Origin of the sequence: Nocardioides sp. SR21, from assembly GCF_022761125.1 — a bacterium.
Taxonomy (GTDB): Bacteria; Actinomycetota; Actinomycetes; order Propionibacteriales; family Nocardioidaceae; genus Nocardioides.
On sequence record NZ_JAKWJR010000005.1, the window covers coordinates 81,704 to 92,505 of the forward strand.

Annotated in this window: 6 protein-coding genes, 1 tRNA gene and 1 other RNA gene; 6 read left to right on the forward strand and 2 right to left on the reverse strand. The window is 68.0% G+C overall.

Going from position 1 to position 10,802, the window contains the following annotated elements:
* The first annotated feature begins 1 nt into the window (after position 1).
* Both MJ604_RS10695 and dcm read left to right on the forward strand, forming a co-directional pair.
* A complete protein-coding gene (locus MJ604_RS10695) occupies positions 2 to 748 on the forward strand; it encodes a hypothetical protein (RefSeq protein ID WP_243058320.1) in 747 nt (248 codons plus the stop codon).
* A gap of 50 nt (positions 749 to 798) precedes the next feature.
* Positions 799 to 2,712 (forward strand): DNA (cytosine-5-)-methyltransferase, encoded by a 1,914-nt coding sequence (dcm, locus tag MJ604_RS10700; protein ID WP_308194131.1) that lies wholly within the window; start codon positions 799 to 801, stop codon positions 2,710 to 2,712.
* Between the two features lie 5 nt (positions 2,713 to 2,717).
* Here the strand turns inward: dcm and MJ604_RS10705 are convergent, their stop codons facing one another.
* Positions 2,718 to 4,007 carry an ATP-binding protein gene (locus MJ604_RS10705; protein ID WP_243058322.1) on the reverse strand — a complete coding sequence of 430 codons (1,290 nt, stop codon included), beginning with the start codon at positions 4,005 to 4,007 and terminating at the stop codon, positions 2,718 to 2,720.
* A 27-nt stretch (positions 4,008 to 4,034) separates the two neighbouring features.
* On the opposite strand from MJ604_RS10705, the gene MJ604_RS10710 reads away from it, so the two are divergent.
* Together MJ604_RS10710 and rnpB are read left to right on the forward strand one after the other, a co-directional pair.
* Positions 4,035 to 4,547 carry a very short patch repair endonuclease gene (locus MJ604_RS10710; RefSeq protein WP_279235764.1) on the forward strand — a complete coding sequence of 171 codons (513 nt, stop codon included), beginning with the start codon at positions 4,035 to 4,037 and terminating at the stop codon, positions 4,545 to 4,547.
* A gap of 31 nt (positions 4,548 to 4,578) precedes the next feature.
* Positions 4,579 to 4,957, forward strand: an RNA gene (gene rnpB / locus MJ604_RS10715) — RNase P RNA component class A.
* A gap of 169 nt (positions 4,958 to 5,126) precedes the next feature.
* Here rnpB and MJ604_RS10720 read toward each other — a convergent pair.
* Complete coding sequence (locus MJ604_RS10720; RefSeq protein WP_243058323.1) at positions 5,127 to 5,945, reverse strand: site-specific integrase; 819 nt, start codon at positions 5,943 to 5,945, stop codon at positions 5,127 to 5,129.
* Positions 5,946 to 6,156: 211 nt separating this feature from the next.
* Between MJ604_RS10720 and MJ604_RS10725 the strand changes: the two genes are divergently transcribed.
* Together MJ604_RS10725 and MJ604_RS10730 are read left to right on the forward strand one after the other, a co-directional pair.
* Positions 6,157 to 6,232, forward strand: a tRNA-Ala gene (locus MJ604_RS10725).
* A gap of 219 nt (positions 6,233 to 6,451) precedes the next feature.
* Positions 6,452 to 10,789: a PKD domain-containing protein gene (locus MJ604_RS10730; protein ID WP_243058324.1), complete on the forward strand. Its 4,338-nt coding sequence runs from the start codon at positions 6,452 to 6,454 to the stop codon at positions 10,787 to 10,789.
* Positions 10,790 to 10,802: the final 13 nt, after the last annotated feature.

The window sequence follows — 10,802 nt, forward strand, 5'->3', positions numbered from 1 at the left end:
TATGGGCTCTTTGCTTTATCCGCGGTTGCCTAGAGCAATCGCGCAGAGCCTGATCCTGGCCAGGACGAACGCGCTGCTGAGCGATCTTGCTGCAGAGTCCGTGCTCTCCCATCCCGACGCTGAGCCGTCAGCCACCGGTGGCCATCCCGTCGACGCGGACCGGCTCGGCGAGGTCCGACTGGCGATCCGGCACATCGCCGAAGAAGCTGGTTATCCGCGTCCGCTCGGCACGTCGACCCAGAGCTTCGACCGCCCATGCGGATCATCGCTCTTTCGACTCATGGACATAGTCCCGGCCGATGCGGCCGAGGAAGGCGTGTGGTCGTTCCTCACTCTGGTCGTCGTCCCGGAGATCGGACCATGGCGTTTCCCCGGGCGCTCCGAGGAACGCTTGCTCGGCCGTCCACGCAACGTCCTCCGCAGGACGTGGTGGCGTGCATGGGCCCTGGGGCCGGACTTGGAACGCGCACCGGACGGGTGCACCCCGCTCGGCGAGGACGAGTCCGTCCAGATCATGGAGCGGCCTTCATTGGGAGGAAATCGCCGAACCGCGCGTGCACTACAAGCGGCGTTGTGGCGTGCGGAACAGACGGGGCTGCCGGCGGCTCGCTCCGAAGTCATGCGTGAGCTGGCGCGCCGCCTTCGAGCCGTCAAGTCTCATATCTCCCTAGATGCACTCGACGACGACGCCCTGTCGGATCTGCTTGACCGCCTGACAGGTGAGGCATTGAAGAGTCTGAGCGCCTAGCTCGGCCCGGCGCCGCAGCCTTGTCGGTCGCCGACCCTAAACTCTGCCTAGTGACAGCCACGAGCCCGCCGATTCATCACCGCATCGATCGTGGTCAAGCGTTGCGCCTCCCACCGCACGAGGATCACTGCGACGAAGTCGAAGGTTTGGTTGTCCTCGCCCGCCGCTTACGGAAACAGAACCCGGGGCAGCTGCTCGCAGCAGATCTCTTCTCCGGTGCGGGCGGAATGAGTCTTGGCCTCGAGCACGCGGGAATGAAGGTCGTCTTCGGTGCCGACTTCGATTCCGAGGCGCTTCAGACTCACGCGCACCACTTCGGCGGCATGTCCGTCGGATGGGATCTCGGCGATCCCGCCAAGGTGGAGGAGGTCGGTCGGATCCTTCGCGCGATCAACATTGACGTTCTCGCGGGAGGCCCTCCGTGTCAGCCGTTCTCTAAGGCGGGCCGTTCCGGAATGCGCTACCTCGTACAGCACGGACTCCGAGAACCCCATGATCGGCGTCGAGACCTATGGCAGTCATATCTGGAGATCGTGCGGCTCGCCAAACCCCGCGCCGTGATCATGGAAAACGTTCCTGATATGGCGCTGGACCGCGAGATGTTCATCCTTCGCTCCATCGTCCGCAGGCTCGAGGATTGGGGCTACTCGGTCCAAGAGCGCGTTGTCGACACCTACCGGTACGGGGTCCCTCAGTTCCGGCAGCGCCTGATCCTCGTCGCGCTCGCGGGCGGCTTGGAGTTCGAGTGGCCCGCGGAGTCCAACAGGAAGGTCACGCTGGGGAACGCGATCCGTGACCTGCCGCCTGTCGGTCCCAAGGAAGGATGGCTCTCGGACGAGACGCGTCAGGTCTGGCGAAGGTACGACGGACCGCGGACCGCGTTCCAGCGGGAGATGCGAGCGGGAGTGCCGACAGGTCAAACCGATCGGATCTACGACCACGTCACTCGTCGTGTTCGGGACGACGACGTCGAGGCGTTCGAGTACCTGGACACGAAGACGAAGTACTCGGAGCTCCCCGACGAGCTGAAGCGGTATCGGGACGACATCTTCGACGATAAGTACAAGCGTCTCGACGCCGACGACCTTTCTCGAACCATCACGGCCCACATAGCCAAGGACGGGTACTGGTACATCCACCCGGAGCAGAACCGGACCCTGACGATCCGGGAGGCGGCTCGGATCCAGACCTTCCCCGATCACTTCCGCTTCGCCGGGCCACCGACAGCCGCATTCCGACAGATCGGTAACGCCGTACCACCCCGCCTGGGTCTGGCCATCGGATCCGCCGTAGCGCGCATTCTCGAAGACGGAGCCCGGGACGTCGCGGTGACGACCGAGATGACGCGGTCGGCCCTCGCCCGGTGGGGTCGCGAGTCGCACTTGGTGAGCCTGTGGTTGAGATCGGGCTCTCGCTGGCTGGTCGTGCTCGGCGACGCACTACTTGGGGACGAGTCGCAGACCACCGCGGCGGCCCTGTGGCCACTGCTTTCGAAGTGGTCGACGCCCGAACACTTCGTCACCGAATCCGACCGTGTCCTCGAAATCGGTTCCTGGCTACAGAAGGACCACGAGGTGCACGCGCTACTCGAGCTCGCCCGGACTGTCATGGCTGAGGGCGGCTCGCTCGACGACGATCACCTCGCACAACAGGTAGCGCGGGGTCTCCTGCGTCGCGCTGCCTCCGAACTCGCGATGATCGCCGACCCGGAAGGGGAGGAACCGGTGATCGCGAACACGGCAGCGCTCCGTGTCGCCGGGCGCTTCTTCCAGGGGACGGAGCGTTGGCTCAAGAACCGCAACTCAGATGGACGAATCGCTGTCAGCAGCCTCATCGGATTCGACGAGGAGAGTCGCCAGGCCCAAATCGCATTGATCGAACTCGGAGCGCGACTGTGCACGCCGAAGGCCCCGGGATGCGAGGCGTGTCCGCTGAACCAGTGGTGTCGCTACGCGGAGCGCTGACGCAGTCAGAGATCGAGCTGCTCGGCCAGTGCAGGATGCCGTGCGCGCAGAGTCTCAACGACACCACGGAACTCCGCCAGGGACGAGTCCTCGAGAAGTGCCGCCTTCAGCGCGATGCCGACGTCCCGCAGTGCCGTCTCAGATGCCTTCGAACTCTTCGTGGTCGAATCGGGTCGACCACCGGAGTTTGCTGACCGCCGGTAGGCGTCGTCTGCCAGCACGCAGAGCTCTTGAACGGGACGCTCCAGCATCTGACGGAGCGCGGGCGGTAGGTCGACACTCATCTTGGCCACGTTGATCTGGAATGACTCATCCAGGTCGGTGTGGAAGTCGATCGCTCCGCGTGCCAGCTTCATGTGCTCGTCGATGCCACGAAGACCCGACCATCCACCGTGTTGTACCAGCCGGTCCGCGCGATAGATGTAGAGCCCCTGCTGACGGTTCCACTTCAGGGGTCCGGACAGCCTCTCGAACTCCTCAAGTGACGAGAAACGATCTCGCGCTGGAAGCACGACTCCTCGGAAGCGGACCTCGGACGAGCCATTGGCGGTCTCGATCTCGAAGACGTGCTCCTCAAGCACCGTCCGTTCCGCCTCGTCGGGTGCGAACGGATCCCAAGGGCGGAGCTTCTCGTCATCGACGCAGATCACGACTTCGCCGCGGCCGGGGACGTCGCCGGCGATGAAGCGATGGAAGACCATGGCCAGATGCTCTGCTGTCTTACTTGCCAATGACCGGAGGCGACGGCGGCCCCACCCGCTCTCCGCATATCGCTCGGGCAGGACCCGATCGAGGTCCTCCCAGACAACCACGGTCCCCGGCGACTCGCGCAGAAGATCCTTCGCGCGCTCGATAGCAGCCGACGTCTCTCCGGCAGTGATGTCCCACCGATCGGTTCGGGCGATGCGGTTCAGGTCGAGTGTCATCACGTTGAATGTCGCGCGCTTGGGAGTGGTCCGTGTGACCACGGTCAGCCGGCGGCACTGCGAGAAGGTGCCGGTCTTCAACCCGAGTCCGAAGCGACCCAGCTCGTTCGTCTCGTAGCTACGCCTCGTTCCGAAGCGCATGGCTTCGATCAGGGCACGCTCCGTCATGCCGTCGCCGTCGTCGCTGATCAGCACGTAGGAGCCATTGGGTTCGAAGTGTGTATACACGTTCACCCGCGACGCGTTGGCGGTAACAGAGTTGTCGACCAGATCAGCGATCGCGGTCGGGAAGTCGTACCCGATGTCGCGCAGGGAGCCGGTGAGCCGCGCAGCAGACGGCGCGATCTCGTACGTCGTGGTTCCCGTCACCGGATCGATCCTCCTAGTGTTGAAAGCATGCCAGGCGAAGATGATCCCATCTGGATCCATCGCGGCGTGTCTGACCCAGCGTATTTCGTGCCACCGACAGCGGAGCCGCCCGTTACACCCGCCGTACGCCGCACGATGATGTCGAACAGGGGCCGAGACACTGGTCCTGAGCTGGCACTCCGGTCACTTCTGCATCGATCGGGCCTCCGGTTCCGGGTCGATCATCCTTTGCCGTTCGATCGCCGCCGACGCGCCGACATCGTATTCACTCGAGTGGGTCTTCACGTCTTCGTGGATGGTTGCTTCTGGCACGGTTGTCCGGAGCACTTCGTACTGCCTAAGACGCGGACCGAGTTCTGGAGTCAGAAGATCGAGACGAACCGTGTTCGAGACCGCGACACCGACGCTCGACTCCAAGCTCTTGGCCTCACTTCACTCCGCATCTGGGAGCACATAACGCCGGTGGAAGCAGCTGCGCTAGTCGCCCAGACCTATCGCGGCTGCTTGGATGCAGACCCGGCTCGGCATTCCGTTGGATGACCGCGAGTCGTCGTATGCTTACCGGCGCGGATGGGCTGGCCGGGCGATCGCGTCGCACTCTTCGGAGGACGTCGAGGAAAGTCCGGGCTCCACTGGGCAGGGTGGCTAACGGCCACCCGAGGTGACTCGCGGGACAGTGCCACAGAAATCAGACCGCCTCTCTCCGGAGAGGTAAGGGTGAAACGGTGGTGTAAGAGACCACCAGCGGTCTGGGTGACCAGGCCGGCTAGGTAAACCCCACCTAGAGCAAGATCAAGAAAGTTCGGCGCCTTCGGGCACCGGATGCGTGCACGTTCGAGGGCTGCCCGCCCGAGTGCGCGGGTAGATCGCTGGAGGCCGTCGGTAACGGCGGTCGGAGATGGATGGTCGCCCCTCTTCGGAGGACAGAACCCGCCATGGCTGCGTGGGATGCATGGCCAGCTCGAGCCTGCCAGCTCGGCCGCTGTTGCCCCGTGCTGGCCGGCGAGGGTGAGAGCGGTGTGCCGAAGGTGGTGGATCGTCAGGTCTGGCCGCCCGGCGGCTTCGCGAGCGGGACGGTAGCGATCCATTAGGTAGCGCGCGCTCATGTGGCCTGTGCGATCACCTGGGAAGAGAAGTCCCGCCGGGCCCGCCGCAGTGTGCTCGAGCAGGTGCTTCTGCAGCATCGGCAGGAAGTGCGGAGGGATGTGTACGGTCCGGATGCCGCTCGCCGTCTTTGGGGCGCTGATCGGCCGGCCGCAGACGGAACAGGCGCCTGGAGCGTCGCGCCGGCTGTTCTTTGTCTACCTTCCGGGTGACGTCGATGCGCCCGGTCATGCCGTCCACGTCGGATCGGCGCAGCTCGAGCGCCTCGCCCTCTCGCAGTCCGACGAAGGCGGCGAGCACGACGAAGAGCTTCAGCCGCTCGGGCATCTGCTCGATGATGACGGCGAGCTCGTCGAAGGTCGCCGGCTTCGCAACACGCTTCACCCGCGAAGTGCTCGCGCCGCGGATCTTCGGCGGAGCGCGGTGGATGAGCTCGTCCTCCTCCGCCGCTTGGAGGAGTGACCGGAGGAGTCGATAGGCGGCCGCGTTGGTGGCCTCGGTCCTCTGGTCGAGCGATCCGCGCCAGGACTTGATGTCGGCGAGGGTAACGTCGACGAGCGGGGTGTCGCGGAACGTCGGCAGGATGCGTGACTGCAGGAGCTGTCGGTAGCCGGCCAAGGTGTTCGGCCGGAGGTCGCGCTCGGAGAGGTAGCGCTCGGCGTAGCCGCCGACAGTATTGACGGCCGCCTCGTGCTGGCGCCACTCTTCCGCGTCCTGCCGTGCCCGCGGTGGGGTCCATGTGTCATGGTCGATGAGCGCGCGCTCAGCGGCGAGCCATGCCTCGGCGTCCATCTTGGTGCCGAGCGTCCGGGAGTAGCGGATGCCGTCGGGCATGGCGTACCGCGCCCGATACGTCACCTCGCCGGATCTGGCTGACGCGTCGCTCGACCTCACCGAACCCTCTGCGCCGCGCCATCCCGAGCCCTCCCGATCGCCAACCCCATGCTGCGATGGCAGGGACACTATGCCGTGGGGGACTGGTGGGGGAAGCGACGGACAATTGGGGCATCAGATGACCAGCCCTGAGCTGCGCATTTGTGCTCAAGGGTCCTCTTGCGAGGCATCCTGCACCTGGCTTTGCAAGCAGGGGGTTAGGGGTTCGAGTCCCCTAGGCTCCACCACCTCCGTTCGTCGAACCTGCTGAGGTCGGCCGCTTCTCGTCAAGGGCGCGCAACGGCCCCTTCTCCCCCGATCCGGGCGGTGCGGCGGCCCTCGACGGCAGCTCACCACCGGACCGGACCACCTCGCGGTCCCATGGACGCCCGTCCCGGGGAGCCCCTACTTTTCTTCTCCGGGGCCGGACGTCGGATGCGTCGGCATCGACGACCGGAGGTCACGTCATGCCGTCTGCAGGTCGACTGGGAGCGCGCCGCCTCACGGCGCTCGGCATCCTCACTGCGCTGGCCGCTGCGTCGCTCGTCGGTGTGACCGCTGCACCGGCCGCGGCGGGCTCGCTGAGCATCTCCAACCCGACGCCGATCATGATCCCCGACTCGGGTGATGCCAGCCCGTCGCCCGCGGCTGTCACCGTCAGTGGTCTCAGCGGGGTGACCAGCAAGGTCACCGTGCAGCTGACCGGGTTCACGCACGACTACCTGCAAGACGTCGGTGTGCTGCTCGTGGCGCCCAGCGGGACCGGGGTCATCCTCCTGAGCGACATCGCTCAATCACACGACGCTTCCGACAACACCATCGTCTTCGACGACGAGGCGACCGGGGGCGTGCCCAACGCCGACCTGGTCGACGGCGTGTACCGACCCTCGAACGACGGTATCGCGATCGAGCCCGACGTCTGGGGGGGCGCACCCGCCGGGCCCTACGGCGGCGCGCTGTCCGACCTCATTGGAGAGGACCCCAACGGAAGCTGGAGGCTCTTCGTCACCGACGAGAGCGCGGGTTCGGGCGGAGAGATCACCGGTGGGTGGACCCTGAACGTCGAGTCGGCCGTGCCGGCGATCAGCGCGGGCGGGCCGTACACCGTGCCCGAGGGATCGGGCGTCGAGCTGGCCGCCTCTTTCAACCTCAGCGGAGCGACCTATGCCTGGGACGTAGACGGCGACGGGCTGTACGACGACGCCACCGGCGCGAACCCGACCGTGGCCGCTGCCACCCTCGCCGCGATCGGGCTGGGTGACGGACCGGACAGCAGCAACGTCCGGGTCCGGGCCTCGGTGGGCGACGTGGTCGAGACCTCGTCGGCCACGATGCTGACGGTCACGAACGTCGCCCCGACCGCCACCCTCACCAACGGCGGGCCCGTCGAGGTGGGGAACACGACCGACGTCACCTTCAGCGGCCAGGCGGACCCCGGATCGGCGGACCCGGTCGCCGGGTTGCGCTACGCCTACGACTTCGACGACGACGGCGACTGGGAGGTCGGTGACGGCACGTACGCCGGCGGCAGCACCTCCAGCTCGGCCACGGTGCCGGCGGCGGTGCTCGACGAGGGCGGACCCCACGACGTTGCGGCCCGCGTCGTCGACAAGGATGGCGGCTTCGCCGACTACACGACCGCGATCCTCGTGAAGACCCCGCCGGTCGCACGAGCGGGCGATGATCAGGTGGTCGCCGCGGGCCAGTACGTGACACTCGACGGGACCGCATCCGGCGACAGCGACGGGGACTCCCTCACCTACGCCTGGACCCAGATCTCCGGGCCTCCCGTGACCCTCGGCGGCGCCAACACCGCGAGCCCGACGTTCTCGGCACCGACCGATCCGACGAACCTCTCCTTCCGGCTGACCGTCAGCGACGGGCAGTCAGGGGTGATCGACGACATGGCGGTCCGCGTCAACGGCGCTCCGGTCGCCGATGCCGGGAGCGACCTCGTGGTCAGCGCCGGCGACGCCGTCGAGCTGGACGGCTCAGGCTCGAGCGACGCCGACGGAGAGGGCCTCACCTATGCCTGGACCCACCACGCCGGGGAGTCCGTGACCCTCGACGACCCGGACACGGCGACGCCGTCGTTCACCGCGCCGGCCGCGGGCAGCACGGTCACGTGGGAGCTCACGGTGAGCGACGGCTTCCAGTCGGACGACGACCTCGTGACCGTGACGGTCAACACCCCACCCGCCGCCGAAGCCGGCGACGACCAGCGGGTGATCGCCGGCGAGACGGTCCACCTGGACGCCTCCGCCTCGAGCGATGCGGACGCCGACTCGCTGACCTACGTTTGGACGCAGGCGACCGGTGACCCGGTCACCCTGCACGACGCGACCACCGCGACGCCGTACTTCACCGCGCCGGTGGCGGGAAGCGTCATGACGTTCGAGCTCTCCGTGTACGACGGGCTGGTCGAGACCGACTCCGACGAGGTCGTGATCACGGTCAACCAGGTCCCGACCGCCGATGCGGGTGACGACCAGGTCGTGCAGGACGGCGCAACGGTCGGGCTGGACGGCAGCGAGTCCACGGACGACGACAGCGACACCCTGACGTACTCCTGGGACCAGCTCTCCGGCCCTGCGGTCGTCGTGTCCGGTGCGGGCACCGCCGCGCCGAGCTTCACGGCCCCGACCGGTCCCGCCACCCTGACGTTCCGGCTCGTCACCAACGACGGGGTTCAGACCGACCTCGACGTCGTGTCGATCCGGGTCAACGGGCGCCCCACGGCCGACGCGGGCGGCGACCTCGTCGTCAACGCCGGCGACGAGGTGCACCTCGACGGCACCGGCTCGAGCGACCCGGACGGCGACACCCTGACGTACGCGTGGGTCGAGACCACCGGAGTCGGCGTGACCGTGACCGGCGCGAACACGGCGTCGCCGTCGTTCTCGGCGCCCGCCGCCGGAAGCGTGCTGACCTTCGACCTCACCGTCAGCGACGGCGCCCGCACCCACACGGCCGAGGTGACGGTGATCGTCAACCGTGCGCCCGAGGCCGACGCCGGATCGGACCAGCTGGTCAACCACGACGACAGCGTGACCCTCGACGGCTCCGAGTCGAGCGACCCGGACGGCGACACCCTGACGTACGCCTGGGAGCAGATCGGCGGTGGGACCGTGGTGGCGTTGGACGGCGCGAACACGGCGACGCCCGCGTTCACGGCGCCGTTCGGCCCCGACGTACTGGTGTTCGAGATGACCGTGCACGACGGTCACGGCGGGAGCGACAGCGACAGGATCACCGTCACCGTGAACGCGCCGCCCGTCGCAGATGCGGGCGACGACCGGTCCGCGGCCGCCGAGGAGGACGTCCACCTCGACGGGTCCGGTTCGTACGACCCGGACGGCGACACCCTGACCTACTCGTGGGAGCAGACCGACGGCCCGACGGTGACGCTGGTCGGCGCCGCCACCGCGACCCCGTCCTTCGTGGCGCCCGCAGGGAGCGCTCCCCTGACGTTCGAGGTGACCGTGGACGACGGCAACGGCGAGTCGGACACCGACAGCGTGTCCATCTCGCGCAACCGTGCGCCGACCGCTGACGCCGGGGACGACCGGGGGGCGCACGCCGGCTCAGGCGTGACGCTCGACGGGTCCGGGTCGAGCGACCCGGACGGCGACGCGCTCACCTACAGCTGGGCGCAGACGGGCGGGCCGACCGTCACCCTGGGTGGCGCCACGACCGCGCACCCGTCATTCACGGCGCCCGGCGCGGGCAGCACCCTGACCTTCGAGCTCACGGTCGACGACGGGCTCGTCACCGACACCGACACGGTGTCCGTCACGGTCAACCCCGCGCCGTCCGGTGACACCACCAAGCCGGCGGCGACGGTGACCAGCGCTGCCGGCGCGCTGGTCAACGGCCCGTTCGTGGTGGACATCGGGTTCTCCGAGGCCGTCACCGGACTCACCGCCGGTGACCTCGAGACGACCAACGCGTCGGTCTCCGGCCTGACCGGGTCCGGGGCGTCGTACCAGGTGACCGTCACCCCCCTGGCCGACGGCGCCGTCACCGTGACGGTGCTGGCGGGCGCCGCAGCGGACGCCGCGGGCAACGCGAGCACGACCTCGAACCCGTTGACGCGCACGTACGACGGGACCGCGCCCACCGTCGCGGTTGACTTCGAGACGGACCTCGCGGATGAGCTCGTCTTCGCGGTCACGGCCAGCGAGCCGGTCGGCGAGCTCGCCGCCGGTGACGTCGAGATCACCGGTGACACGGGCGCCGACGAGGTCGTGGTCGCGCGGATGGGTGACCGGGCCTTCGAGGTGCGGGTGTCCGGGATGACGACCACCGGGACGGTGGGCGTGCGCCTCGCGCCAGGGGTGTTCCAGGACGCCGCCGGCAACGGGTCGGCGGTCGCCGAGGCCGCGACGACCTGGACCGCACCGGCGCTCCCGGTCCTCGCCCTGGGCACCGAGCACAGCTGCATCCGCTCGGTCGGAGCGCGGTTGGCCTTCACCGTGGAGTCCGAGGCACCGTTCACGCTCGACGTGAGCTCGAGCCCGGCAGCGCGACTCGACGGCACGGTCCTCACGCTGCTGCCGCGGGGCGCCGGCGTCGAGGCCGTCACCGTCACCGTGACGAACGCCGCGGGCAGCACCACCATGAGGGTCCGGGTCGTGTCGGGCACGGCAGGCGACGACCGGCTGCGAGGCAAGGCCGGCACCGACGTGCTCATCGGCCGAGCCGGCCACGACCGGCTGTCCGGTGGTCCCGGTGACGACCTGCTCTGCGGTGGCCGTGGCGAGGACGTGCTGCGTGGCGGGGCGGGGACGAACTGGCTGTTCTAGCCGTTCGCGAGAG

What these genes read in the sequence shown, in the direction of transcription:
- MJ604_RS10695 (WP_243058320.1), top strand. Translation starts at nt 2, where the DNA reads ATGGGCTCTTTGCTTTATCCGCGGTTGCCTAGAGCAATCGCGCAGAGC.
- MJ604_RS10710 (WP_279235764.1), top strand. Translation starts at nt 4,035, where the DNA reads ATGCCAGGCGAAGATGATCCCATCTGGATCCATCGCGGCGTGTCTGAC.
- MJ604_RS10720 (WP_243058323.1), bottom strand. Translation starts at nt 5,945, where the DNA reads ATGCCCGACGGCATCCGCTACTCCCGGACGCTCGGCACCAAGATGGAC.
- MJ604_RS10730 (WP_243058324.1), top strand. Translation starts at nt 6,452, where the DNA reads ATGCCGTCTGCAGGTCGACTGGGAGCGCGCCGCCTCACGGCGCTCGGC.